This window comes from Variovorax sp. Varisp53 (assembly GCF_059491555.1).
In genome coordinates, this window is sequence record NZ_CP168512.1 from 3703496 (window position 1) to 3728006 (window position 24511).

The 24511-nt window shown below is 65.2% G+C and carries 22 protein-coding genes and 3 pseudogenes; 17 read left to right on the plus strand and 8 right to left on the minus strand.

Going from position 1 to position 24511, the window contains the following annotated elements:
* The first annotated feature begins 36 nt into the window (after positions 1-36).
* Positions 37-879 carry a class I SAM-dependent methyltransferase gene (locus ACEOAB_RS17265; RefSeq protein WP_413747584.1) on the plus strand — a complete coding sequence of 281 codons (843 nt, stop codon included), beginning with the start codon at positions 37-39 and terminating at the stop codon, positions 877-879.
* Positions 880-1051: 172 nt separating this feature from the next.
* The gene (locus ACEOAB_RS17270) at positions 1052-2653 is read left to right on the plus strand and encodes an OpgD/OpgG family glucan biosynthesis protein (RefSeq protein WP_056591779.1); all 1602 of its coding nucleotides are present in this window, start codon (positions 1052-1054) and stop codon (positions 2651-2653) included.
* A 187-nt stretch (positions 2654-2840) separates the two neighbouring features.
* On the opposite strand, the gene ACEOAB_RS17275 is transcribed toward ACEOAB_RS17270, so the two are convergent.
* Positions 2841-3251: an FKBP-type peptidyl-prolyl cis-trans isomerase gene (locus ACEOAB_RS17275; RefSeq protein WP_007834494.1), complete on the minus strand. Its 411-nt coding sequence runs from the start codon at positions 3249-3251 to the stop codon at positions 2841-2843.
* 145 nt (positions 3252-3396) lie between these two features.
* Here ACEOAB_RS17275 and eat point away from each other — a divergent pair, with 145 nt between their 5' ends.
* The 7 genes from eat to ACEOAB_RS17310 all read left to right on the plus strand — a co-directional run bounded on the left by eat (position 3397) and on the right by ACEOAB_RS17310 (position 10696).
* Entirely contained in the window at positions 3397-4824 is a 1428-nt protein-coding gene (eat, locus tag ACEOAB_RS17280; RefSeq protein ID WP_413747585.1) for an ethanolamine permease, read from the plus strand.
* A 3-nt stretch (positions 4825-4827) separates the two neighbouring features.
* Entirely contained in the window at positions 4828-6222 is a 1395-nt protein-coding gene (locus ACEOAB_RS17285; protein ID WP_056591773.1) for an ethanolamine ammonia-lyase subunit EutB, read from the plus strand.
* Positions 6219-7007 (plus strand): ethanolamine ammonia-lyase subunit EutC, encoded by a 789-nt coding sequence (eutC, locus tag ACEOAB_RS17290; RefSeq protein WP_413747586.1) that lies wholly within the window; start codon positions 6219-6221, stop codon positions 7005-7007. Before ACEOAB_RS17285 ends, eutC begins: the two co-directional genes overlap by 4 nt.
* Before the next feature lie 67 nt (positions 7008-7074).
* A complete protein-coding gene (locus ACEOAB_RS17295) occupies positions 7075-7419 on the plus strand; it encodes a helix-turn-helix transcriptional regulator (RefSeq protein ID WP_056591764.1) in 345 nt (114 codons plus the stop codon).
* The gene (locus ACEOAB_RS17300; RefSeq protein WP_056594256.1) at positions 7409-8662 is read left to right on the plus strand and encodes a type II toxin-antitoxin system HipA family toxin; all 1254 of its coding nucleotides are present in this window, start codon (positions 7409-7411) and stop codon (positions 8660-8662) included. Before ACEOAB_RS17295 ends, ACEOAB_RS17300 begins: the two co-directional genes overlap by 11 nt.
* 107 nt (positions 8663-8769) lie before the next feature.
* Complete coding sequence (locus ACEOAB_RS17305; RefSeq protein WP_413747587.1) at positions 8770-10032, plus strand: HAD family hydrolase; 1263 nt, start codon at positions 8770-8772, stop codon at positions 10030-10032.
* A 76-nt stretch (positions 10033-10108) separates the two neighbouring features.
* Entirely contained in the window at positions 10109-10696 is a 588-nt protein-coding gene (locus ACEOAB_RS17310; RefSeq protein WP_056591758.1) for a peroxidase-related enzyme, read from the plus strand.
* Positions 10697-11006: 310 nt separating this feature from the next.
* Here ACEOAB_RS17310 and ACEOAB_RS17315 read toward each other — a convergent pair whose 3' ends face one another.
* Genes ACEOAB_RS17315 through ACEOAB_RS17325 form a run of 3 tightly spaced genes read right to left on the minus strand, consistent with a single transcriptional unit; the run spans position 11007 to position 14086 of the window.
* On the minus strand, positions 11007-12758 hold the full coding sequence (locus tag ACEOAB_RS17315) for a phosphoethanolamine transferase (RefSeq protein WP_413747588.1): 1752 nt from the start codon (positions 12756-12758) through the stop codon (positions 11007-11009).
* 46 nt (positions 12759-12804) lie between these two features.
* Positions 12805-13395, minus strand: a complete 591-nt coding sequence (locus ACEOAB_RS17320; RefSeq protein ID WP_056591753.1) for a phosphatase PAP2 family protein — start codon at positions 13393-13395, stop codon at positions 12805-12807.
* Positions 13382-14086, minus strand: a complete 705-nt coding sequence (locus tag ACEOAB_RS17325) for a phosphatase PAP2 family protein (RefSeq protein WP_056594252.1) — start codon at positions 14084-14086, stop codon at positions 13382-13384. The genes ACEOAB_RS17320 and ACEOAB_RS17325 overlap by 14 nt, the downstream gene beginning before the upstream one ends.
* A 142-nt stretch (positions 14087-14228) precedes the next feature.
* Between ACEOAB_RS17325 and ACEOAB_RS17330 the strand changes: the two are divergent.
* Together ACEOAB_RS17330 and ACEOAB_RS17335 are read left to right on the plus strand one after the other, a co-directional pair.
* Positions 14229-14903: pseudogene (locus ACEOAB_RS17330) on the plus strand (winged helix-turn-helix domain-containing protein).
* Positions 14900-16252, plus strand: a complete 1353-nt coding sequence (locus ACEOAB_RS17335) for a sensor histidine kinase (protein WP_495653004.1) — start codon at positions 14900-14902, stop codon at positions 16250-16252. Before ACEOAB_RS17330 ends, ACEOAB_RS17335 begins: the two are co-directional and overlap by 4 nt.
* Positions 16253-16272: 20 nt before the next feature.
* Here the strand turns inward: ACEOAB_RS17335 and ACEOAB_RS17340 are convergent, their stop codons facing one another.
* The 4 genes and pseudogenes from ACEOAB_RS17340 to ACEOAB_RS17355 all read right to left on the minus strand — a co-directional run.
* On the minus strand, positions 16273-16620 hold the full coding sequence (locus ACEOAB_RS17340; RefSeq protein ID WP_413747590.1) for an acyl-CoA thioesterase: 348 nt from the start codon (positions 16618-16620) through the stop codon (positions 16273-16275).
* A gap of 271 nt (positions 16621-16891) precedes the next feature.
* Positions 16892-17695: a hypothetical protein gene (locus ACEOAB_RS17345; protein WP_413747591.1), complete on the minus strand. Its 804-nt coding sequence runs from the start codon at positions 17693-17695 to the stop codon at positions 16892-16894.
* 116 nt (positions 17696-17811) lie between these two features.
* The gene (locus ACEOAB_RS17350) at positions 17812-17982 is read right to left on the minus strand and encodes an SAVED domain-containing protein (protein ID WP_413747627.1); all 171 of its coding nucleotides are present in this window, start codon (positions 17980-17982) and stop codon (positions 17812-17814) included.
* Positions 17983-18095: 113 nt separating this feature from the next.
* Positions 18096-18263, minus strand: a pseudogene (locus ACEOAB_RS17355) (IS66 family transposase); the annotation flags it as partial.
* Between the two features lie 186 nt (positions 18264-18449).
* Between ACEOAB_RS17355 and ACEOAB_RS17360 the strand changes: the two are divergent.
* The 6 genes and pseudogenes from ACEOAB_RS17360 to pyrC form a co-directional block, all read left to right on the plus strand.
* Positions 18450-18740, plus strand: a pseudogene (locus ACEOAB_RS17360) (IS21 family transposase); the annotation flags it as partial.
* A gap of 318 nt (positions 18741-19058) precedes the next feature.
* On the plus strand, positions 19059-20201 hold the full coding sequence (locus ACEOAB_RS17365; protein WP_413747628.1) for an MFS transporter: 1143 nt from the start codon (positions 19059-19061) through the stop codon (positions 20199-20201).
* Positions 20202-20242: 41 nt separating this feature from the next.
* Entirely contained in the window at positions 20243-21109 is an 867-nt protein-coding gene (locus ACEOAB_RS17370) for a dihydroorotate dehydrogenase electron transfer subunit (RefSeq protein ID WP_413747629.1), read from the plus strand.
* Positions 21102-22052 (plus strand): dihydroorotate dehydrogenase, encoded by a 951-nt coding sequence (locus ACEOAB_RS17375; protein WP_413747592.1) that lies wholly within the window; start codon positions 21102-21104, stop codon positions 22050-22052. The genes ACEOAB_RS17370 and ACEOAB_RS17375 overlap by 8 nt, the downstream gene beginning before the upstream one ends.
* Positions 22053-22070: 18 nt before the next feature.
* Positions 22071-23327 carry a hydantoinase/carbamoylase family amidase gene (locus ACEOAB_RS17380; RefSeq protein ID WP_413747593.1) on the plus strand — a complete coding sequence of 419 codons (1257 nt, stop codon included), beginning with the start codon at positions 22071-22073 and terminating at the stop codon, positions 23325-23327.
* Positions 23324-24403, plus strand: a complete 1080-nt coding sequence (gene pyrC, locus ACEOAB_RS17385; RefSeq protein ID WP_413747594.1) for a dihydroorotase — start codon at positions 23324-23326, stop codon at positions 24401-24403. The genes ACEOAB_RS17380 and pyrC overlap by 4 nt, the downstream gene beginning before the upstream one ends.
* Positions 24404-24511 lie beyond the last annotated feature (108 nt).

Below are 24511 nucleotides of genomic sequence, written 5' to 3' on the forward strand. Positions count from 1 at the left end.
CGGCCAGACTTTGCGCATGGCCTCGCCCTCGCATTCATGACCACCAGAAAAAAAGCGCGGCGCCTCTCGGCCGTCCCTTCCACCTTGCGGATTCCCCTCGCTGCGCGTGCCTCGGGCGACGCCATCTTTCCGCAGATGGCCGTGCGGGACGCCTACGCCGCCGGCATCCTGGAGCAGATCCGAGACGACGGCAGCGCGCTGCCGGAAGACCGGGCGACCATCTACGGCATCCTCTCGCGCACGCGGCGCTTCCGCAGCCTGGCCCAGGACTTCCTCAAGGAGCACCCCGGAGCACGCGTGGTGAACATGGGCTGCGGCCTGAGCCATTACTTCCAGTGGCTGGACGACGGCAAGTCCCGCATGACCGACGCCGACCTGCCCGAAGTGCTCGAACTGCGCCGCGAGCTGATCCCCGAAGCCAACGAACGCCACGACCTGCGCGAACTCGACCTGACCGCGCCCGGCTGGTGGGAGCAACTGGGCCTGCCGCGCAGGCGCAATGCGCGGCCGGTGTTCCTGTTCACCGAAGGCGTGCTGATGTACCTGAAGCCCGAGCAGGTGGAGGCGGTACTCGCCACCTTCGGCGAACGCGCGCCTGCGGGCTCGATGCTGGTCTTCGACGCCCTGTGCTGGCTCGCGGTGGGCCACGCGAAGCAGCACCCTTCGGTGCGCGCGACCGGCGCGGAATTCCACTGGGGCATCCATCGGCCGGCCGAGCTGACGCAGCCCCATCCGCGCCTGCGACTGGCCGCCACCTACGGCGTGCTGGAAGGCATCGGCCTGCCCTACACGCTGTTCGCGCCGTTGGTGATGCTGTTCCTGGGCGTACCGCTGTATGCGCTCTACGCGTTGAAGGCGGAGAACGAGGCCGATACATAAACGCACAATTTCGTGAATTGCCGGCTTTGTCCGGCCCGGCTTGCGCTGGATGGCTGACGCGGTTCGATCCCGCGCCGGGCGAAGCTTGCCGGCGTTCCCATTCGCGGAAAATGCGCTGTCGTTCCGCCGCTTTCCCTTCTTCCCCCAAAGATTCGCAACCCTCAAGAACCACATGCTTGATCGCCGATCCTTCCTTGCCGCCGGCGGAGCCGCTGCCGCACTCGCCGCCCTCGGACTGCCCGAAGAGGCACTGGCCGCCAACGGACTGCAACTGAGCCAGCCCGCGCCCTTCTCCTTCGACGCGCTGGTCGCGCAAGCGAAGTCGCTCGCCGCAAGGCCCTATGCGGCCGCGGCGCCGCTGGCGCCCGAGGTGCTCGATCGCATCGACTACGACGCGCACGGCAAGATCAAGTTCGACCCCGCCAACGCCCTGTTCCGCGACGGGCCCGGCGCATTCCCGGTCACCTTCTTCCACCTCGGCCGCTTCTTCCAGGCGCCGGTGCGCATGCACGTGCTCGAGAACACCGACGGCGATGCGTTCGCCCGCGAGGTGCTCTACAGCCCCACCTACTTCTCGATGCCACCCGACAGCCCCGCGCGCGCGCTGCCGCCGGGCGCGGGCTTCGCGGGCTTTCGCCTGCAGGAGAGCCGGCTGGGCGACCAGGCCAAGCTCGACTGGCAAAAGAACGACTGGGTCGCGTTCCTCGGCGCCTCGTACTTCCGCGCCATCGGCGAGCTCTACCAGTACGGGCTGTCGGCGCGCGGCATTGCGCTCGACGTGGCGGTGCCCGACAAGCCCGAGGAATTCCCGAGCTTCACGCGCTTCTACTTCGAGACGCCGGCCGCGAACAACACCACCTCGATGACGGTCTACGCGCTGCTCGAAGGGCCGAGCGTGACGGGCGTGTTCAAGTTCGTCATGCAGCGCACCAAGGCCGTGATCATGGACATCGACGCGCGCATGTTCCTGCGCCGCGACGTGTCGCGCCTGGGCCTGGTGCCGCTCACGTCGATGTACTGGTACTCGGAAACCATCAAGCCCACGGCCATCGACTGGCGCCCCGAGGTGCACGACTCCGACGGCCTCGCGATCTGGAACGGCGCGGGCGAGCGCATCTGGCGCCCGCTCAACAACCCGACGCAGACGCGCGCATCCGCGTTCGCGGACACCAAGCCGCGCGGCTTCGGCCTGCTGCAGCGCGACCGCGCGTTCGACCATTACCAGGACGGCGTGGGCTACGAGAAGCGCCCGAGCCTGTGGATCGAGCCACTGGGCGATTGGGGCGAAGGCTCGGTGCAGCTCATCGAGATTCCGACCGACGACGAGATCCACGACAACGTCGTCGCCTTCTGGGTGCCGAAGGCCGATGCCAAGGCGGGCGCGAGCTACAGCCTGCAGTACCGGCTGCACTGGACCGACCAGGAGCCGTTTCCGTCGCCGCTCGCGCGCTGCGTGGCCACGCGCATCGGCCGCGGCGGACAGCCGGGCCAGCCGCGACCGCAGGGCGTGCGCAAGTTCATGGTCGAGTTCGTCGGCCAGCCATTGACCACCGTGCCCTTCGGCGTGAAGCCCGAGGTGGTGCTGACGGCGGCGCGCGGCAAGTTCTCGTACATCTTCGCCGAGGCTGTGCCGAATGGCGTGCCGGGGCACTGGCGTGCGCAGTTCGACTTCACGCCTGAAGGCAACGAGCCGGTCGACATGCGGCTCTACCTGAAAACCGGGGACAAGACGCTTACGGAGACCTGGCTGTATCAGTATCAGCCGGGGGTCTGACTGCGGGCGGGGCTGTCGTTCGGGGCGCGTGCGCAGGCCACCGGGTACTCCCCTCCGCGAATGTCCCCCGGCCTGCGGCCTCCTCCTTTATTTCGCTGCGGGGAGCACCCGATGTCCTGCGCACAGGGCACGCTGCGGGTGAGCAGGCAATCAACGAATGCTCTGAGCGATCACGCCCTGAAGAGAATCAGCGCTTGGTAACCGACACCAGCTCCACTTCGAAGTTGAGCGTGGCGTTCGGCGGAATCACGCCGCCCGCGCCGCGCGAACCGTAGGCAATCGACGGCGGGCAGGTCAGCTTGGCCTTGCCACCCGGCTTCATCTTCTGCACGCCTTCGGTCCAGCACGGGATCACGCCGTTGAGCGGGAACTCGGTGGGCTCACCGCGCTTGTAGGAGCTGTCGAACTCCTTGCCGGTATCGGGGAAGGTGCCGCGGTAGTGCACCTTGACCGTGTCGGTCGCGGCAGGCGAGGCACCGGTGCCTTCCTTGAGCGACTGGTAGACCAGGCCGCTGGGCGTGGTCACCGGCGCGGATTGCGCAAAGGCGGCGGGAGCGGCGAGAACGGACACGAGTGCGGCGCAGAGAAGAGACTTCACGAAAGACCTCGGAGGTTGAAAGTCGTCGATTATGGCCAGCGGCCCGCCGGGCCTGTAAGGGGATATTCGGGACCGATGCGCGCGGTGGAACAGCCCTTGCTTTGCGGAATGTGCACTGTCAACATCCACGAAGAGAGGAAGCCGCATGAACTCCACCGCAGCCGCCAGCACGGGCCCGACGCCCGCCCACTCAGGCACCGGTCACCTGAAGAAAGTGCTCGGTCCCGTCCAGCTCTGGGGCATCGCGGTGGGCCTCGTCATCTCGGGTGAATACTTTGGTTGGAGCTACGGCTGGAACACGGCCGGCACGCTCGGCTTCCTCGTTGCCACGGTGCTGGTGGCAACGATGTACACCACCTTCATCTTCAGCTTCACCGAACTGTCGACTGCCATCCCGCATGCGGGCGGGCCTTTCGCCTATGCGCGGCGCGCCTTCGGTCCCAACGGCGGCTTCGTCGCGGGCTTTGCCACGCTGATCGAATTCGTCTTCGCGCCGCCGGCCATCGCGCTGGCCATCGGTGCGTATCTCAACGTGCAGTTCCCGGGCATCAACCCGAAGTGGTTCGCGCTGGGCGCGTACGTGATCTTCATCGGGCTCAACTGGGTCGGCGTTGGCATCGCGGCGGCATTCGAGCTGTTCGTCACCATCCTGGCCATCGTCGAGCTGCTGGTGTTCATGGGCGTGGTCACGCCGGGCTGGACCATGGCCAACTTCGTGGCCAACGGCTGGGCGGGCGGCAGCGTGCTCAACGGCGCGGCCATCTCGGGCATCTTCGCCTCCATTCCGTTCGCGATCTGGTTCTTCCTCGCCATCGAGGGCGCGGCCATGGCGGCCGAGGAGGCGCGCGATCCGCACCGCACCATTCCCATCGCGTACACCACGGGCATCGTCACGCTGGTGGTGCTGGCCTTCGGCGTGATGATCTTCGCGGGCGGCGTGGGCGACTGGCGCAAGCTCGCCAACATCAACGATCCGCTGCCACAGGCCATGAAGGCTGTGGTCGGCGACAACAGCGGCTGGCTGCACATGCTGGTGTGGATCGGGCTGTTCGGGCTGATTGCCTCGTTCCACGGAATCATCATGGGCTACTCGCGCCAGATCTTCGCGCTGGCGCGCGCGGGCTACCTGCCGCGCTACTTCGCCGGTCTGAGCCCGCGCTTCGACACGCCGCACCGCGCGCTGCTGGCCGGCGGTGTGATCGGCGTGGTCGCGATCTTCAGCGACGAGTGGGTGCAGTTCGGCGGCCAGACGCTCACCGCCAACATCGTGACCATGGCCGTGCTCGGCGCCATCGTGATGTACCTGATCTCGATGGCAGCGCTGTTCAAGCTGCGCCGCACCGAGCCCAACCTGCTGCGCACCTACCGCGCGCCCTTCTACCCCGTGTTCCCGGCCATTGCGCTCGGGCTCGGCGTTGTGTGCCTGGGCGCCATGGTGTGGTTCAACGGCATGCTCACGCTGCTGTTCATCGTGCTGATGGCAGCGGCGTACGGCTACTTCCTGCTGACCTCGGCGCAGCGCAAAGCGGCCGCGCCCGACGAGATGCTGTCTTCCTCGAAGACCGCCGCCTGACAGATGCTGTACCGCACCACCATCGACAGCCATGTCTTCGCCTTCGACGACTTGCGGCAGGTCATGGCCTTCGCGAGCCCGGCGCGTTCGGGCGACTACCTCGCGGGCATCGGCGCGGCCACCGCGCAGCAGCGCATGGCCGCGCGCCACGTGCTGGCCGAGACGCCGCTCAAGCAGTTCCTAACCGAAGCGCTGATTCCGTACGAGAGCGACAACATCACGCGCCTCATCATCGACGGCCACGATGCGCAGGCGTTCGCGCCGGTCGCGCATCTCACGGTCGGCGACTTCCGCAACTGGCTGCTGTCCGAAGCGGCCACCACAGCCACGCTCACCGCGCTGGCGCCGGGCCTCACGCCCGAGATGGTCGCAGCCGTGTCCAAGCTCATGCGCAACCAGGACCTCGTGTCGGTCGCGAAGAAGTGCAGCGTGGTCACGCGCTTTCGCGACACCATCGGGCTGCCCGGCCACTTGGCTGTGCGGCTGCAGCCCAACCATCCGACCGACGACCTTCGCGGCGTGGCGGCCTCCACGCTCGACGGGCTGCTCTACGGTGCGGGCGATGCGGTGATCGGCCTCAACCCCGCTTCCGACAGCATGCCCGTGCTGGGCCAGTTGCTTCGCATGCTCGACGAGGTGATCCAGCGTTTCGAGATTCCCACGCAGAGCTGCGTGCTCACGCACGTGACCAACACGCTCAAGCTCGCCGAGGCCGGCGCGCCGGTGGACCTGGTGTTCCAGTCGATCGCGGGCACCGAGAAGGCCAACCTATCGTTCGGCGTGACGCCCGAGCTGCTCGACGAGGCCTATGCCGCGGCGTTGTCGCTCAAGCGCGGCACCATCGGCGACAACGTCATGTACTTCGAGACTGGCCAAGGCAGCGCGCTCTCGGCCAATGCCAACTTCGGTGTCGACCAGCAGACCTGCGAGGCGCGCGCCTACGCGCTGGCGCGGCGCTACAAACCCTTCCTCATCAACACGGTGGTCGGCTTCATCGGGCCGGAGTACCTGTACGACGGCAAGCAGATCATCCGCGCCGGGCTGGAAGACCACTTCTGCGGCAAGCTGCTGGGCCTGCCCATCGGCTGCGACATCTGCTACACCAACCACGCCGAGGCCGACCAGGACGACATGGACACGCTGCTCGTGCTGCTGGGCACGGCGGGCATCAACTTCATCATGGGCATTCCGGGCGCGGACGACGTGATGCTCAACTACCAGAGCACCTCCTTCCACGACGCGCTCTTCCTGCGCGAAACACTGGGCCTGAAGCGCGCGCCCGAATTCGAGGCCTGGCTGCAGCGCATGCAGATCACCAACGCGGCCGGGCAACTGGCGCCGCCTGCTGCCAACCGGCTGCTGGCCGACATGAGCGGGCTGTCCGCGCTTGCGTCATGAGCGATTCACCAGTCACACCCAACCCCTGGGCGCAATGGCGCTCGGCCACGCCCGCGCGGCTGGCGCTGGGCCGCGTCGGCGCCGGCATGCCGACCGATGAGACGCTGCGCTTCGGCTGGGCGCATGCGATGGCACGCGATGCCATCCATGCCGCGCTCGACGTCGACGCGCTCGAAGCCACCTTGCGCTCGCAGCACTGGGAGGTGGCGCGCGCACGCAGCCGTGCAGCGGATCGCACCGAATACCTGCGCCGCCCCGACCTCGGCCGGCAACTCGACGAGGACGACGCCACGCGCCTGCTCGGCGACCAGCGTTACGGCTGCGACGCCTGCATCGTGATCGGCGACGGGCTCTCTTCGCTCGCCGTCGCCCGCCATGCGGCTCCGCTGCTGGCCGCATTGCGCTCGCAGCTGCCGGCTGACACCAGCTTCGCCCCCGTGGTCATTGCTACGCAAGCGCGCGTGGCGCTGGCCGACGAGGTGGGCGAGCTGTTCGGCGCGGCGCTCTCGGTCATGCTGATCGGCGAGCGCCCCGGCCTGAGCTCGCCCGACAGCCTCGGCATCTACCTCACGCATTCGCCCAAGCGCGGCCGGCACGACGCCGAGCGCAACTGCATCTCCAACGTGCGGCCCGAAGGCCTGTCCTATGAAACCGCCGCGTTCAAGCTGGCATGGCTGATGCGCGAATCCCTGCGCCGCGGGCTGACCGGCGTCGGGCTGAAGGACGAGAGCGATCTCGCAGTGCTGAAGCAACCCGGTGGGGTGAGGCCGGGGTTGCCTGGATAGACGGCCTTCCCATATCTAAAAATACGCAATAAAATGACTCTTAAGCCGTTTAATAGTCATTTTATTGATGTCAAAAAGCAGCCTCAGCCTCTCGGCCCTGCCCTCGCAAACCGTCGAGCCCCTTGAAAGGCTTGGCCTGCGCCTGCGGGCGCACAGGGTCCATCGCGAATGGACGGTCGCCGAAATGGCCGAGCGGCTGCTGTGTTCACCCAACACCCTGCGAGCGCTCGAATCCGGCAAGCCCGGCACCAGCATCGGCCTGATGGCCCATGCGCTCTGGCTGTTCGGCGAAATCGATTCGCTCGACGGCGTGGCCCCGGCCCCCGCCGGGCTGGCCGCGAAGCGCCGAGTGCGCAGGCCGGCCACGCAAGGCGCTGCGGGTGTGATTGCGGAAGGTGAACGTGACTTCTGACAACGCCGACGTCGAGCGGCGCATCTACGTCGGCCTCGCGCACCACACCGGCGAACGGGTGCAGCCGGCCGGCTTGATGAAGGTTGTTCGCCGCGGCGTGGTGGAGTCGGGGGAATTCGCCTACGGCCGGCGTTATCTCGAAGATGCGGCGGCCGCGCCGCTCAACCCCGCGCACCTGCCGCTGCGCGATGCTCCCTTCGTGTTGGCCGAGCGCCGCATCCGCGAGGGCGGGGCCATGCCGCTCACGCTGCGCGATGCGCTGCCCGACAGCTGGGGCCGCAAGGTGCTTGAAATACGCCAAGGCAAGCCCCTCTCCGACATCGATGCATTGCTGCTGACCAACGAGGACCGCATTGGCGCGATGGTCTTCGCCGAATCGCTGCCCATCGAAAGCGAAGAGCCGCCTTCGACACTCCTGTCCCTGGAGGAACTCGCCGAAGCGTCCCGGCGTGTCGAAGCCGGCATGGAGATCGGCCCCGACATGCACCGGCTGCTGCGCGGCGGGAGCCTGGGCGGTGCGCGCCCCAAGGCAGCCTTTGCGAACGAGGGCCGGCGCTGCATCGCCAAGTTCGCATCGCGCGGTGACGACCATGACGTGGAGGTGATCGAAGCGGCCACGCTCTGGCTCGCCGGTGCCTGCGGCATCGAAGTCCCGCCCTTCCGGCTGCAGCCCATCGCTTCGGGGCACGCCTTGCTGGTCGAGCGCTTCGACCGGGCGGGGCCGGTGACCGGCGAGCGGCGCTTTCACTACCTCTCGGCTTCGGCACTGCTCGACGTGCCCTATGAATCGAGCCGAGGCAGCTACGTCGAACTGGCGCAGATGCTGCGGCGCATCTCCCGCCGGCCGCAAGAAGACCTGGCCCAACTGTTCCGCCGCCTGGTGTTCAACCTGGCGGTGGGCAACAGCGACGATCACGTCAAGAACCATGGCGCGCTGCGAGACGAAGACGGACGGTGGCGCTTGGCGCCTGCCTTCGATCTGGTGATGCAACTGGGCGGCCACACGGGCTACCAGGAGCTCGCCATTCTTCCGGGGCAGCACGCCTCGAGCCTCGACCTGGCCCGCGCTGCGGCTTCGCATTTCGGCCTGTCGGCGGCGCAGGCGGACGAAACGATCCGTGCCATCGGGGAGATCGTCGCCGTGCAGGCCGCGGCGAGCGTCGAGGCGGCAGGAGGCAAGCGCGAGCTCGTGCGCCGGGTGGCGGAGTTCATCGAACAGCAGCACGCACGCATCCGCGCCTAGGCGAACCGCCGGGCTGGCACGGCTGATGCGTAGATCGACGCGGAAGTGTCACGGACGCCGCATACGCTCGGCGCCTCCCATCCACACCGCACAACAACAGGGAACGCATGCAACGCCGCCTCATTCTCCTTACCCCCCTCGCCACCGCGCTCGTCGCCACCGGCTGCGCCAGCCTCTCGCCCGCCAAGGGCTTGTCGCCCGGCCACTGGGACGCCTTCAACCGCGCGCAGATCGAAGGCCTGATTGCCGGCCTCGGCAAGGACAGCCCCGGCTACAACGCTGCCAGGCCGCCCTACGTCGTGTTCGACTGGGACAACACCAGCGTCTTCCTCGACATCGAGGAAGCCTCGCTGATCTACCAGCTCGAGAACCTGGTGTTCGGCGCCACGCCCGCGCAGCTCGAGGTGGCATTGCGCAAGAACATCCCGAAGAAAGACTTCCTCCCGCCGTTCAACAACGCGGCCGGCGGGTCGGTCAACATCGACCTGGTGGTGCCCGACATCGTGGCCAGCTACACCTGGCTCTATCAGAACTACGCCGGCCTCAAGGGCAGCCAGCCGCTGGCGGCCGTGAAGCTGAATCCGCACTACATCGCGTTCACCACCAAGGTGCGCTATCTCTACGAAGCCATCGGCGACACCTTCGACCACGACACGGCCTACCCGTGGGTGACCTATCTTTTCGCCGGCATGACCGAGGCGCAGGTGCGCAAGCTCACGGCCGACACGGTGGCATGGCAGCTGAAGGAGCCGGTCGCCAAGGTCAAGTGGACTTCACCGGCCGCGTTGCCGGGCCGCGCGGGCGTGGTGTCGGTGAGCTGGAAGAACGGCCTGCGCCTGCAGCCCGAGATGCAGGCGCTGTACGCCGCCTTCCGCAACGCGGGCTTCGACGTGTGGGTGTGCTCGGCGTCGTTCGTCGATGTCATCAAGGAAATCTCGTCGAACCCCGCCTTCGGCTACAACAACCCGCCCGAGCGCGTGCTCGCGATGGAGCTGGAGCGCGATGCCAATGGCGTGATCCAGCCCGAGTTCCGCCGCGGCTACGACCAGACGCAGGGCCCGGGCAAGACGAAGAACATCCAGCGCTTCCTCGTCGCCAAGTACGGCTACGGCCCGAGCTTCGTGGCCGGCGACAGCGAAGGCGACCAGAACATGATGGCCGACTTCGCCGACACGAAGAAGGTGCTGATCGTGAACCGCCTGCGCGACCCGAAGACCGACATCGGCAAGTTCTCGGCCATGGCGGTGCAGAACTACGGCAAGGCCGACACGCGCTACCTGCTGCAGGGGCGCAACGACAACACCGGCGAGTGGGAGCCGTCGCAATTGCACACGCCGCTGGGCGCGACGCAGGGCAAGGCACTCAAGTAGGAGAAGGAGCGGTTCCACGTCTGCGGTGCGGCTTGCCTATGATGGCTCCATCAAAGCAACCCGCACCGGAGACAACATGGCCGCAGAGCGCTACCCCCTCGCCGAACTGAAAGACTTGCCCGAAGACATCCGCACCGCGATCCTCGCCGTGCAGGAAAAGGCGGGCTTCGTGCCCAACGTGTTCCTCGCCCTCGCGCGCCGGCCGGCCGAGTGGCGCGCCTTCTTCGCGTACCACGATGCGCTGATGCTCAAGGAAGAAGGCTCGCTCACCAAGGGCGACCGCGAGATGATCGTCACCACCACCAGCGCGGCCAACAAGTGCCTGTACTGCGTGGTGGCGCATGGGGCGCTGCTGCGCATCTACGAGAAAAAGCCGCTGGTGGCCGACCAGGTGGCCGTGAACTACCGCAAGGCCGACATCACGCCGCGCCAGCGCGCGATGCTCGACTTTGCGATGAAGGTCTGCGACCGCTCGCACGAGATCGACGACAGCGACTTCCCGCCGCTGCACGCGCACGGCTTCGACGACGAGGACATCTGGGACATCGCGGCCATCACCGCCTTCTTCGGCCTGAGCAACCGGCTGGCGAGCTTCAGCGGCATGCAGCCGAACAACGAGTTCTTCCTGATGGGGCGGTTGCCTCGGGAGAAGAAGGGAGCCTGATTTGATGCGGGGTCTGTTCGGGACGCGTGCACAGGCCACCGGGTACTCCCCTCCGCGAATGTCCCCCGCCTTCGGCTCCTCCTTTATTTCGCTGCGGGGAGCACCCGATGCCCTGTGCACGAGGGCACGCTGCCGGTGAACCGCTGATCAACGACCGCTCTGTCCAACGATCACGCCGATGGGGTGCCTTGCGCAGCGAAATAAAGGAGGAGGCCGAAGGCCGGGGGACATTCGCGGAGCAAGGTACCCCGTCGGCGTGATCGCGCCCCGAATGCCCCCGACATCAACCGCAGGCAAGCCCCGAGAAAGCTCAGCCCTTCCCGCGGCAAGAAGCCAGCGCGTCCAGTGCCGGCTTGTAGGTAGGCGTGGCAACGTCCATCACGCCGAGCACCGTGTGGTACAGGTTGTCGTGCGTGAGCGGCGTGTCGAGCCCCGCCTCCATGCACGAACGCGAGAGCTTGCGCCGTTGGCTCATGCCTTCGCTGAACCACGTGACCATCGGCACGTGCTTCTGCGCCTCGGGCGCGAAGCTGTACGGCACGCCGTGCAGGAACAGGCCATATTCGCCGAGCGACTCGCCGTGGTCGCTCACGTACAGCATCGCCGGGTCGTACTGCTTCGATTGGGCCTTGAGCCAGTCGATGGTCTGGCCGAGGAAGCGGTCGGTCTGCACGATCGAGTTGTCGTACACGTTCATGAGCTCGGCGTGGCCGCACTCGGCCAGCGCATTGGTCTTGCACTCGGGCAGGAAGCGCTTCACGTCAGGCGCCGAGCGCTTGTAGTAGGCCGGGCCGTGGCTGCCCATCTGGTGCATCACCAGCACGACGCCCTTGGCGCGGCGCTCGGCCGGCAGCGCGGCAATGCGCTCGTCGAGGCCCTTGAGCATCACGTCGTCGAGGCATTCGTCGCCGTCGCACAGCGCCTTCTTGGTGGCGGCATCGAGGCCTTCGAAGGCCGAGGCGTTCGGCACGCGGACGCACACACCCTTGCAGCCGGCCTGGTTGTCCAGCCAGAAAACCGCCAGGCCCGCAGCCTGCAGCACGTCGACCAGCGTCTCGTAGTCGTCCTTGCGCGATTCGTAGCCTTCCTTGCCCAGCGGCGAGAACATGCACGGCACGGAGGCCAGCGTGTTGGTGCCGCAGGAACGCACCTCGCGGTAACTCAGCACACCGCGCCTGGCGAGCTCGGGCGTGGTGTCACGCGCATAGCCATTCAAGGCGAAGTGGTCGGCGCGCGCGGTTTCGCCCACCACCACCACGAACAGCGGTGGCTTGGTCTGGGCCGCGTAGCTGGCGCCCAGCGCCGTGCCGGCGGTGATCGGAATCAGCTTGCCGCTGCGCTTGAACAGCGGCTTGATGAACAGCGAGCCCGTGGAATAGAGCATCGCGATGGGGTTCATCATGTAGCGCAGATGAACGTTGTTGCGCATCAGCGGCGCCAGTTCGCGGTTCATGGACACCGCCGCGCCCAGCGCGACGAGCACCGACAGCAGCAGCAGCGCGGCGTTGCGCCAGAGCTTCGACAGAAAGCGCATCGGCGTGACGCGCACCCGCCACAGCAGCCAGGCCGCGGGCAGGACCACCACGCCGACGTTGAAGGCCATGCGCCAGCTCAGCAGGTCGCGCGCTTCGTTCGGATCGGTCTGCAGCGCGTTGGCGATCATGGTCGGGTCCATCACCACGCGGTACTGGAGCATGTAGTGCTGGACCACCGCGGCCAGCACGACCACGGCGAGCCACAGCGGCTTCATCCAGCGCGACCAGGCGGTCAGCGACAGCATGGCCGCCGAGCCGCACAGCGTGAGCAGGCTCATGACCACGATGGTGGACATGTAGGTGCTCGGCGCACCGCCGATACGGGCCAGCTCGTTCCACAGCGGCCAGTTAGTGGTCAGTACGAGGTAGAGGCTGAGCCAAAGAACGAGCACGGCGGCCGAACGCGGCTGCTTCAACCACTGGTTGAAGCGCTCCCACGACGAGACGGAGGCGGGTGAGTGCGGCGTTTTGGGGTCAGAAGTGCTCGCCCGCTGCAGGGGTGCGGGCTCGATTCGCGAAACAGACATGCGGCGAATGTAGCGAGTCCGCCTGAAGCGAGCCTGAATTGCCCCTTCAGTCGGTGTTCAGGCTGGCCCGGCGCAGTCGCATCTTCGCGCGCCTGCGAGCCACGAGCGCGCCGGAAGCGGCCTGGCCCAGCGGCCGGCTGACGCCGCGCTCCACGATGATCGACACCACCGCGCCCAGCACTGCCGCCACGACGACATCGGAGGGGAAATGCAGGCCCAGGAACACCCGGCTCCACGCCACCACCACAGCCACCAGCAGCGCCGCCAGCATGGCTGCGCGGGAAGGCAGGCACCAGAGCGAAAAGGCGGCGGCAAAGGTTCCGGCCGCATGCAGGCTCGGAAAGCCAGGCCGCACGCCCTGGGGCACCCACTGGATGCCAAGGCCATAGAACGCAGGCCGGGGAACCGGCATCAGCGTGCGGATCATGTTCACGATCAGCCACACGGCCAGCACGCTCACCAGCACCGTGAACAGCGCATGGCGCCAGCGCCGGCTGAAAAGCGCGCAGACCCCGATGGCGAGCGTCAGCAGGGCCGGCAGCAGGTTGGAGGAGAACTCGGCGACACGCAGGCTCCAGGCCGGCACCGAAGGGTCCGCGTTGATCAGCCTGAACAGTGCGAAATCAAGATCCTGCATGTGCGGGCATCGCCGGCTTCAGCGTGCGCGATTTGAAGCGAGTCACTGCCGCCTCGATGGCGAAGCCCACCACCCAGCAGACCCATGCGGTCCAGAGGGTGTGGCTCATGTAGTGGGCGCCGCGCAGTTGCTGCGACGCGCCCAGCACGAACCCCGCAACCAAGGACACCCCCAGCCAGATCGCCGCCGCACGGGGCGACACCCGGCGCAGCACGAAGTACCCGCCCACGTAGGCAAAGGCCGCAGACGCATGGCCGGCAGGGAAACACCCGCCCGGCCCGCCATCGTTGACGCCCCACGACCAGTGCGACACATACCGTGCAACGCCGCCGAACTCCTGCAGGTCCCACGGGCAACTGGTCTGGCTGGCATGCTTGAGCACGCTGACGGCGATTACAGAGGCCAGCACCGTGAGCGCCAGCTGGGCGCGCCCCCCGGTGCTCAGGCGGCGCAGGAAGCCGAACGGCCACCGGATCGCGGCGAACAGCGCGACCACGAGCGCCCAGCTCAGATTGCGGGCGCCCTCATGCATCACGTGAACCATGAAAGGGTTGTCGCGCAAGGGAAAACCCGCGTGCGAACCTGCCATGCGCGCCAGCGCCAGATCTGCCCCCGTCGCGTCCCATGCCATCAATGCAACCAGTGCAAAAAGGGTCAGCACCCCCAGGCGAAATAGCGGGAAACGTGTCATGAACGAAGGCAGGACTGAAAAACAGACCCGAGCCTACGTTCGCGGAATGAACCCAGCCTGAAGCAAGATGAACCGAACCTGACTGGCAGGCCCCGTGCAACCGGGCAGCGCTAGACTCCATTTTTTGTTGGAAGGACATGGCGTGCGCATATTGCTGGTCGAAGATGACACTGCGTTGGCAGATGCCGTCTGCAGCTACCTGCTGGCCAAGGCCTTCGTGGTCGACGTGGCTTCGAGCCTGGCCGACGCCCGCGGCGCCCTGCTTTCGGTGCAATACGCGGCTGTGCTGCTCGACCTGCACCTGGGCGACGGCGACGGCCTCTCGCTGCTGCCGCAGGTGCGCGCCCTGCCCGAGCGCCCCATCGTCATCGTGCTGACGGCACGCGACCAGGTGACCGACCGCATCCGCGGCCTGGATGCCGGCGCCGACGACTAACTCATCAAGCCCTACGACCCGGCCGAGCTGCTGGCGCGCCTGCGCGCGGTCGAGCGCCGCCGCAGCGCGAGCAGCGCGCCGGTGCTGCAGCTCGGCACGCTGGAGATCGACCTGGCGCACGACATGGTGCGCAAGGACGGCTCGCCGATCACGCTGACGCAGAAGGAATGGGCGCTGCTGCGCGTCATGGCCACGCGCCCCGAGCGCATCCACACGCGCGAGAACCTTGCCGATGCGCTCTACGGCTTCGGCGACGAGGCCGACAGCAACACGCTCGAGGTCTTCATCAGCCGCCTGCGCCGCAAGCTCGGGCGCAACCACATCCAGACGCTGCGCGGCCTCGGCTATCGCCTGTCGTTCTCGGCGGACGACGACGAATGAGCCTGAACAAGCTCGTGGCCGGCCGCGACACGCTCGCAGGCCGGCTGACCCGCACGTTGATCCTCTGGGTCGGCGGCGTGTGGCTGCTGTGCGTGTTCGCCGTGGTCTGGTATGTGGACCGCGAGATCAACCACAACTTCGACAACGAAATGGTCGAGGTTTCGCACCGCATGTTCGCGATGGCCGTGCAGGAACTGGAAAAGCTGCAGCAACCCAGCCAGGAGCCGCCGCGCGAACCGCTGATCGCGCCCAAGCAGCTGTTCTCCGAGGACGCGGTGATCTACCAGATCGTCGACCTGCACGAACACGTGCTGCTGCGCTCCGCCGAGGCGCCCGCCGACACCTTCGACGTACCGCTGGCCGCCGGCTTCGCGAACAACCCGAGCTGGCGCATCTACACCGTGCGCCATCCGACGCTGGGCCTGTTCTTCCAGGTGGCGGACCCGCTCGACGAACGCCGCCATGCCCTCAACCGCACGCTCTTCGGCCTGATCATTCCGCTCGGCGCGGTGCTGCCGCTGCTCGCGCTGGTGCTGCGCAACGTGGCGCGCGCCGAGCTGCGGGCGCTGCAGGAGCTGGCCGGCGAGATCGAGAAGCGCAGCGGCGCCGACCTGAGCCCGATCGCCCTGCCCGGCCTGCCGAGGGAGCTGCGCACCGTCGGCGACCACGTCAACCGGCTGCTGGAACGGCTGGCGCACTCGCTCGATGTGGAGCGCGCCCTGGCGGCCAACGCCGCGCACGAACTGCGAACACCGCTTGCCGCCGCCCGCCTGCGGCTGCAGACCGCGCTCGAGCACGACCTGCAGCGCAACGATGTACAGGCCGCGCTCGATCCGCTGCGCACCCTCAGCCACCGCACCGAGAAGCTGCTGCAGCTGTCGCGCGCGGAATCGGGCGCCTCGCTCACACGCACGCGGGTCGACCTGGTGCAGCTCGCCGGCGCCGTGGCGCAGGACTTCTGGCAAGACCCGCGCAACACCGAGCGCCTCGTGCTCAAGGTGCCCGACAGCGCCACGCCGCTGGCCCTCGGCGACGTCGACGCGCTCGCGATCGCGCTGCGCAACCTGGTGGAGAACGCGCTGCGCTACGGGGGTGGCCGCGTCGTCGTCGAGGTGACGGCGCCCTGCACCCTTGCCGTGCGGGACTTCGGCCCCGGCGTGAACCCCGCGCAGCTCGAAACCCTGCGCGAGCGCCATGTGCGCCACAGCTCCGACCGCGCCGGCTACGGCCTGGGCATCTCGATCGTGGGCACCATCGTCGAGAAGCACGGCGCGAGGCTCGAACTCTCGTCGCCGCCGGCGGCCGCGGCGCATGGCTTCGAGGCTCGCATCGTGCTGCAGCCGGCCTGAGCTGCGTCAGCGGCTCCTGCTCAGTCGCTCACCAGCGTGCGCAGCCAGTCCGGCAGCGCCAGCGCCTTCTGCTTCGGGAAATCGACCCAGATGGTGGTTGCGCCGCCGGCCGCGCGGACCACGTCGGGCGCGTCTTCGCGGACCATGGTGGCCCAGCTTTCGAAGGTGGTGCGCCCCGGGTCGCTCACGTACATCTTGATCCGCACGTTGCCCGGGTATTCGATCTGCCGGTAGAAGTTGCAGAAGGCGTTGACGATCACCATGCCCTCGCCGCCCGGCGTGGGCTCGACACCGATCGAGCGGATCCAGTCGATGCGCGCGGTTTCGAGATAGCGAAAGTAGGTGCCGTTGTTCAGGTTTATATGCATGACTGACAACGGTTCTGCGAGCATCGCGAATCGGGAAGAAGAATGAGTTTCAGACGATTGATGCAGAAAGAAGGCTCTATACGCCAGCATACGCATACTACTCATCGAGACACCCTGACATGCTAGGTATCGACATCCGAAGCACCGTAAGCGGCTAGAGCCCCTCCTTGAGGACTCAATAGTTCCGCCTAGACGTACATAGAGGCGATTGATCGCCCTATTTAATCTCTCAGCTTCGTTGCCACTCGGCTAAGAGCAATTGTCTGTAAATTCACTCGTTAAGCAGCCTCGCAATCGACGCTTGAAGCAAGTATGTTGCGCCATCGTGACTTTCCATCATAATTCCGTTGCGTCGTGCCATCCATCTATTGCCAACCTTCACCCTGAAGTCGTCCACTCTTGTTAGAACAATGTAATAAACGCCATCGCCATATACCGCAGGCACATGACATAAATTCGTAATGCTGCAATTTGCCCTTATATAACGCGAACCAACACCCATAACCGAATTAAACGTATCGCTATTTTCCTTTTCCAAATCCAACGAGCCAATAGCGTGTTTTCCGGGGGCTATAAGGAGGTCGAGCCAATCTCTTTTGCTTCGTCCCCCTCCGCCATTTCTACTGTAGGTAAAGTACTGTTTCGGCTCACCTTGATATGCATGCAACAGATACCGGGCAGATTCGGACCGTTCATTTGCAATTGAATCCGGAGGCAAAGTACAAAGCCTGACCAAGTCTTTCAAAAGTAGAAGAGTGGATTTCAGGGCAGGGATCGTGATTTTTCCATTGTCATTTAACCTGCAAAATTTTGCCTCCAACCAGTTCGCCTTGTAATAGCCGTACGAAGCTAGTTCGGGCGTGAATATTTTGAGAGCTTCCAAATCAAGATGGAGGTCTGCCCTCCAATTTGGAGCAGCTGGATAATTCACCTCTTCGCGAAGAGCTGCGACTGGGTTCAGTACATTTCTAGAATTTAGCTCTTGCAAAATCGCCATCGAAAACGCGGTGACGATCGTCCCTTCGTATTTATATTTTTTGAACGGCTGCCCAGTGAGAAACTCGGGCAGCGCCATGAATGCTTGTTCAATTAGCATCTTAATTTCGAGATGTAGTTGCGATAGAGATGGCGCGGAAGTTAGGTGCATGCACTGCTATCAATGTACAAGCTCGCGCCAAGTCCGCGATGCTGCTATTCAGCATCATCCAGCATTGCACTAGGCCGGTAAATTCCATCGACCCAGTCATATAGCTGCACCGAACCGATCGCGTTCAAGCGATGTCCGAGTGCCATCGCGAAGAACGATGGTGCTTTCAAGAAGAGATGCAACCGAGCCAGCTTCTGCTCCGACCGGAAGCGCATCAAGGAACATTCGCTGGCTCAAGCAGAAGGGCCGTGGGTGTGGAAAGCCACTCGGTCGAACCGGCACCTAGCGTCTTCGTCAGCGCGTTCTCGATGTCGGACCGGTAGACCGGGACATCCATCTGCTCGCTGACCTCGGCGCCGATCTCCACCAGCGCGTGCCCGTCATGCGCGCACACACGCTCGGCCTCGGGCAGTTCGTGGCGCACGATCTCGCGCGGCAGCGCGGAGTCCAGCGGCTTGCGTCCGCGTTTCTTAAGTTGATGGCCCGCGACCGGCGTCGACTCCTCTTCGTCGATGTCTTCAACCTCGGCCTGCGCGACCGTCACTCTTGCGTCCCACAACCAACCGGCTTCTCAACTCTGCGTACTGCTCTGTCATCTCTACATGTCCATGTTGCTCTACATGGGCACGTAGCCTCACAGCTCATCGTTCACTGAACAAGAGCGTGATTAATTGACCGCGTACAGCGCATCAGCCCCAGCAAGCTGGACGCGTTTGCCGAGAAGCTCGGTGGGTGGCTCAAGAGTGAGACCGCCAAGTCCCGCAAGCAGCGGCGCACGCTCAAGCAGATGCACGCAGATCTGGCGGCGCTAGGCTACCAGGGGTCATACAACCGGGTGGCCGCCTTTGCGCGCGCATGGCATGCGCGCCGCCACGAGGTCCAGCAGACCACCGGGCTCGGCACCTTCGTGCCGCTGGCCTTCGGCCCCGGCGAAGCGTTCCAGTTCGACTGGAGCGAGGACTGGGCGGTCATCCGCCATCGCCCCTGGCTTCCGTGAGCCGGTTTCCGGCTCCAACTCCTGGTCCCGGGTAATCAACCCGCAAAAGGCGATCTCAGCGCTCTTTTTCTTGAAAAATATCATTTTCGATACTAGTATCTTAAACAAAAACAAGGACATGGCTTTAGAAGCCGTTTCCACAATTCATCAATCTGCCGGCGCCGAGCCGTTTCACGTCGTACCAGGAGTCCTGAAGTGGCATCAACTTTCGAATCGACAACGTCCCTGCGGCCCAACGAAGAGGTGTCCAGCTACGCCTGGAAGGCACTGGCCGGATCCGCCATCGGCTATGCGATGGACGGCTTCGACCTGCTGATCCTCGGCTTCATGCTCACGGCCATCTCGGCGGACCTGCATCTCACGCCGGGCCAGGCCGGCTCGCTGGTGAGTTGGACGCTTGTGGGTGCCGTGATTGGAGGCATCGTCTTCGGCTCGCTCAGCGATCACTTCGGGCGCATCCGCGTGATGACCTGGACGATCGTCCTGTTCGCCGTGTTCACCGGGCTTTGCGCCTTTGCGCAGGGCTACTGGGATCTGCTCATCTATCGGACCATCGCTGGCATCGGTTTGGGCGGCGAGTTCGGCATCGGCATGGCGCTGGCTGCCGAAGCTTGGCCCGCCAAGCACCGTGCGCGAGTGTCTTCCTATGTGGCGTTGGGTTGGCAGCTTGGGGTGCTCGGGGCTGCTTTGCTCACGCCGCTGCTGATGCCTCATATCGGTTGGCGTGGAATGTTCCTCGTGGGAGTGTTCCCCGCGATCGTCGCGTGGGTGATTCGAAACAGGCTCCACGAACCTGAGGTCTTCGTCCGCAAACCTAAGACCAAGGGTTCGAAGTTGAAGTCGTTCAAGCTGCTCGTGAAGGATGCGCGCACGACCCGCATTAGTCTGGGCATCGTCGTGCTGTGCGCTGTCCAGAATTTCGGCTACTACGGGATCATGATCTGGATGCCAAGCTTCCTTGCCAACAAGCTTGGGTTCAACCTGACAAAGTCCGCCATGTGGGCGTCGGTGACCATCCTCGGAATGATGGCGGGCATCTTTCTGTTCGGTCAGCTGGCCGATCGCCTTGGACGCAAGCCCAGCTTTCTGCTCTTCCAGGCGGGCGCAGTGGTGATGGTCCTAACGTACTCCCAATTGTCCGACCCCGTGTCACTGCTTTGGGTCGGCGCCATTCTCGGCATGTTCGTCAACGGGATGCTGGGCGGCTATGGCGCCCTGATCTCAGAGGCCTACCCCACGGAAGCACGTGCCACGGCGCAAAACGTCCTGTTCAACATCGGTCGCGGAATAGGAGGCTTCGGGCCTGTGGTGGTCGGCGCTCTCGTCGCAGCCTATTCGTTCCAGATCGCCATTGCCCTGCTCGCTGCGATCTATCTGCTCGACATGGTCGCCACCCTCTTTCTCATCCCCGAACTGAAAGGGAAGGCGCTCGAATGATGCTCGCCTACACCGACAACCAGCCGCCCGCGTTCAAGCTCATGCATCCACCCGTGCCTGGGGCAGAAAGCGCGTGCTTTCAGCGCAACGCCCAGAGCGTCGCCTCATATCGTTGCGAAGTCGCTGAGCACCGCTGGGTGAACGACCGGTATAAGTACCTAAAGCTCTCGGCGACGGCCGACCTGGCGAGCCTCACGAAGCCGGGCCAGTTCTACCAGCTGAAGTGCCCGACTACGAGCGACCTCAAGCCCTTCCTTCTCCGCCCGATGAGCGTCTATGGCATTGGCCCCGAAGAGGGGACGATCGAGTTCCTCTACAACGTGGCCGGCGTCGGGACCCATGCGCTCGCGCATCTGCCCGTCGGTGATCACATGGACATCGTCGGCCCATTGGGAAACACCTTCGCGTTGGAGCCAAGCTTCCGGCGCATCATGGTCGTCGCGCGCGGCGTCGGGCTAGCAACGATGGCGCCCTTGCTGCAGCACGCGGCGAAGGCGGGCATCAAGATCACCGCGGTGATGTCTGCGCGAGCGCCTAGGGATCTGATGCGAGACGAGTTCCTGCGCGGTATCGAGGCCGAAGTGCATTGCATCTATGACTCCGACGGCAGCTCCTCGGTCGAGGCCGCAGACGTCCTTATCCGACGCCTGCTCGACGAAGAGCACCACGACATCATCTACACCTGCGGCTCGCACCGCGTGCTGATGCTGCTACAGCACATCCTTGTCGACTATCCGCACACCCGCGGCGAAGTGGCCATGGAACAGCGCATGGCCTGCGGCATGGGCGTATGCCTGTCCTGCGTGCGGCTTTTCGATCGGGACGGCGACAAGCAATTCCTTCGCGTCTGCCGCGAAGGCCCCGTGTTTCCCATCTGCGACGTCGTCGGGGAGGTGGAGTTTGGCTGATCTGAATGTCAGGGTCGGCGAGGTTTCACTGCGCAACCCAGTGATGCCGGCATCCGGCTGCTTTGCCATCGAATACGCAGAAGCGCTTGATTTCAACAAGCTCGGGGCGCTAGTGATCAAGAGCGTCTCGCCCAAGAGCCGCGCGGGCAATCCGACGCCGCGCGTGTCGGAGGCCTACAGCGGCATGCTGAACGCCATTGGCATTCCCAGCAAGGGACTGGACTACTACCGCGAATCGGTGCTGCCACCGTACACGCGCTTCGATACGCCGGTCGTGGTCTCGATTTCGGCGGACACCGTCGACGAGTTCGCAGACGCCGTGACCAAGATGTCCCTGCCTGAGGTGGCCGTGATAGAGGCCAACATCTCGTGCCCCAACCTCGAGGCCGACGGCATGGCCTTTGCGATGACGCCGGAGACGACATACAAGGTCGTGAGCGCCATCCGCCGCCGCACCCATCATCCCGTCTGGGCGAAGCTCACGCCGAACGCCTCGCACGTTGCGGTCGTCGCCAGGGCTGCGGAAGAGGCCGGTGCGGATGCGCTGGTGATGGGCAACACCGTTCTTGCCATGTCGATCGACGTGCGTACGCGCAAACCCAAGCTCGGCAACGTGATGGGCGGCCTGTCGGGTCCCGCCATCAAGCCGATCGCGCTGCGCATGGTGCATCAGTGCTATCGAAGCGTGCGCATCCCAATCATCGGCTGCGGCGGTATCTCGAACGCGCACGATGCGGTCGAGTACATGCTGGCCGGCGCGAGCGCCGTGCAGGTCGGTACGGCCTCCTTCATCGATCCTGGCGTCATGCAGAAGATCATCGATGGCCTGGTCGCCTACTGCGAAGAGACGGGAGTGAAGAACATCCGCGACCTGACCGGTCAGGTCAAGCTCGACCGACAACTCTCGGACCGCTGGCTGCGCTTCGCACAGCAATCGGGCTAGAAGAAAGGTGAAGTGACCATGAGCCTGCTGGAGCTTCAACCCATGGCCGAGAAGCTCTTCTCGGATGTCCGCGAGCTGACCTTCGACGGGGTGGGCGTAACGCGGCAAAGTTACGGACGCGGCGAATCGGATACCGCTGACTACCTGCGTGCGTTCGCTGCAAGTGAGGGGCTCGAAGTCAAGCCCGACAGGGCTGCGAACCTCGTGTTCGGCCTGCCGGGGACCGCCTCGGTAAGCGCGGTGACTTGGACCGGCTCGCACATCGACTCGGTGCCGCAAGGCGGCAACTTCGACGGCTATGCCGGCGTGGTTGCGGGCCTGCTGTGCCTGGTCGCGCAGAAGGCCAGCGGCAGGTCCTACGATCGGCCGCTCGAGGTCGTCGCCTTTCGCGGCGAAGAAAGCGCTTGGTTCGGAAAGGCGTACATGGGATCGGGCGCGCTTCTCGGCAAGATCAGCGAAAGCGACCTGTCACTGAAGCAGCGCACGACGGGCGAATCCATGGAGACCTGCATGCGCCGATGCGGTGCCGACGTGGATGCGATCCGAACCCAACAACTGCTGCTAGACAAGGTGCGCATCAAGGCCTACATCGAACTGCACATCGAGCAGGGGCCAGTCATGGTCGCCCGGAAACTCCCCCTCGCCGTGGTCTCGGGCATCCGAGGCAACGTGCGCCACAACCGCGTGGTCTGCCACGGTGACGCGCAGCATTCGGGGGTCGTCCCGCGCTGGCTGCGCCACGATGCCATGTTCGCGGTCGCGGACCTGATCATGCGTATCGACGAGCACTGGCGCGTGCTGCTAGAGCGCGGCACCGACCTGGTCGTGACCACGGGCATCGTCAGTACCGACCCCGTCGAGCATTCGATCTCACGAATCCCGGGACAGGTAAGTTTCAGCCTCGAGGCGCGTAGCAAGAGCACCGACACGCTCGAGGCGTTCTACCAGCTCATGCGGGCCGAATGCGCCGCCATCGAGCGCGAGCGCGGTGTTCGCTTCGAGTTCGATGGCCGCATGCTCAGCGAGCCCGCCACGATGGACGGCGAGATCTGCGGCGTACTCGCGAATGCCTGCACCGCGCAAGATGCGGCGTTCGAGGTCATTCCGAGCGGCGCCGGTCACGACGCCTCGCTGTTTGCCAACGCCGGCATCCCGAGCGGCATGCTGTTCGTGCGCAACCAGAACGGCTCGCACAACCCCCACGAGGCGATGGAAATCGACGACTTCATGCTCGGTGTCCGTGCGATGGACGTGGCATTCATGCAATTGAAGTGAGCCTCACCATGACGACCAGGATCACCATCCGCCGCCCAGACGACTGGCACCTGCATCTGCGCGATGGCGCCATGCTGGACACGGTGCTGCCGTATACCGCATCGCGATTCGGCCGGGCGATCGTCATGCCGAACTTGAAGACGCCGGTGACGACCACCGCGCTTGCGCGGGCCTACCGGGGCCGGATCCTGGCTGCACTCCAGCCAGGTGTCGCCTTCGTGCCGCTGATGACGGCCTACCTCTGCGACGAGACGCCGGCCGACGAACTGCGCAGGGGGTTCGAAGAAGGTGTGCTGACCGCAGCAAAGCTGTACCCCGCCGGGGCAACGACCCATTCTGAGTACGGCGTCACGTCGATCGCCAAGATTGCCAAGGTGCTGGAAACGATGCAGACCATCGGAATGCCGTTATTGCTCCACGGAGAGAGCACGGCCCCAGGCGTGGACATCTTTGATCGCGAGGCCGCCTTCATTGAAACGACACTCCGCCCGTTGCTTTGCGACTTTCCCGCACTTAAGGTGGTGATGGAGCACATCACCACCGAGGAGGCCGCAGACTTCGTGGCGGCCGATTCGAGCGGGCGTCTCGGCGCGACGGTTACGCCACAGCATCTGATGTTCAACAGGAACGCGATCTTCGCGGGCGGCATTCGCCCGCACTTCTACTGCCTGCCGGTGCTCAAGCGAGAGCGCCATCGCATCGCCCTGCGCAAGGCTGCAACGTCTGGCGACTCGCGCTTCTTCCTAGGCACGGACTCGGCGCCGCACCTTCGCACTCTGAAGGAAGCGGGCTGTGGCTGCGCCGGCATCTTCAATGCACCCGCCGCGCTGCAGAGCTATTGCACCGTCTTCGACGAGGAGAACGCGCTCGGCCGTCTGGAGGCGTTCGCGAGCCTGAACGGCCCCAGGTTCTATGGCCTGGCACCCAACGCCGCGACGGTGACGCTCGAGCGCGTGCCTTGTAATGTTCCTCAGGACGTGACACTGCCAGACGGCGGAGTGCTGCATCCGTTCTTGGGCGGAAGTAGCCTGCCATGGACCTTGCGCACGGCGCTCGACGGGGCTGCTACAGCGTGACCCCGTTCAGCACTTGGCCCCCCTGCGGTGTCCTTCCTACAGCGATCGGAGTAGCACCCTGCATCGACGAGGGTTCTGTGTGTCGAATTTCGCCTATAGTTTCTTTTT

Coding starts and splice junctions, on each gene's coding strand:
- ACEOAB_RS17265 (WP_413747584.1), top strand. CDS start 37: ATGACCACCAGAAAAAAAGCGCGGCGCCTCTCGGCCGTCCCTTCCACC.
- ACEOAB_RS17270 (WP_056591779.1), top strand. CDS start 1,052: ATGCTTGATCGCCGATCCTTCCTTGCCGCCGGCGGAGCCGCTGCCGCA.
- eat (WP_413747585.1), top strand. CDS start 3,397: ATGAACTCCACCGCAGCCGCCAGCACGGGCCCGACGCCCGCCCACTCA.
- ACEOAB_RS17285 (WP_056591773.1), top strand. CDS start 4,828: ATGCTGTACCGCACCACCATCGACAGCCATGTCTTCGCCTTCGACGAC.
- eutC (WP_413747586.1), top strand. CDS start 6,219: ATGAGCGATTCACCAGTCACACCCAACCCCTGGGCGCAATGGCGCTCG.
- ACEOAB_RS17295 (WP_056591764.1), top strand. CDS start 7,075: ATGTCAAAAAGCAGCCTCAGCCTCTCGGCCCTGCCCTCGCAAACCGTC.
- ACEOAB_RS17305 (WP_413747587.1), top strand. CDS start 8,770: ATGCAACGCCGCCTCATTCTCCTTACCCCCCTCGCCACCGCGCTCGTC.
- ACEOAB_RS17310 (WP_056591758.1), top strand. CDS start 10,109: ATGGCCGCAGAGCGCTACCCCCTCGCCGAACTGAAAGACTTGCCCGAA.
- ACEOAB_RS17315 (WP_413747588.1), bottom strand. CDS start 12,758: ATGTCTGTTTCGCGAATCGAGCCCGCACCCCTGCAGCGGGCGAGCACT.
- ACEOAB_RS17320 (WP_056591753.1), bottom strand. CDS start 13,395: ATGCAGGATCTTGATTTCGCACTGTTCAGGCTGATCAACGCGGACCCT.
- ACEOAB_RS17325 (WP_056594252.1), bottom strand. CDS start 14,086: ATGACACGTTTCCCGCTATTTCGCCTGGGGGTGCTGACCCTTTTTGCA.
- ACEOAB_RS17335 (WP_495653004.1), top strand. CDS start 14,900: ATGAGCCTGAACAAGCTCGTGGCCGGCCGCGACACGCTCGCAGGCCGG.
- ACEOAB_RS17340 (WP_413747590.1), bottom strand. CDS start 16,620: ATGCATATAAACCTGAACAACGGCACCTACTTTCGCTATCTCGAAACC.
- ACEOAB_RS17345 (WP_413747591.1), bottom strand. CDS start 17,695: ATGGCGCTGCCCGAGTTTCTCACTGGGCAGCCGTTCAAAAAATATAAA.
- ACEOAB_RS17350 (WP_413747627.1), bottom strand. CDS start 17,982: ATGCGCTTCCGGTCGGAGCAGAAGCTGGCTCGGTTGCATCTCTTCTTG.
- ACEOAB_RS17365 (WP_413747628.1), top strand. CDS start 19,059: ATGGACGGCTTCGACCTGCTGATCCTCGGCTTCATGCTCACGGCCATC.
- ACEOAB_RS17370 (WP_413747629.1), top strand. CDS start 20,243: ATGCATCCACCCGTGCCTGGGGCAGAAAGCGCGTGCTTTCAGCGCAAC.
- ACEOAB_RS17380 (WP_413747593.1), top strand. CDS start 22,071: ATGAGCCTGCTGGAGCTTCAACCCATGGCCGAGAAGCTCTTCTCGGAT.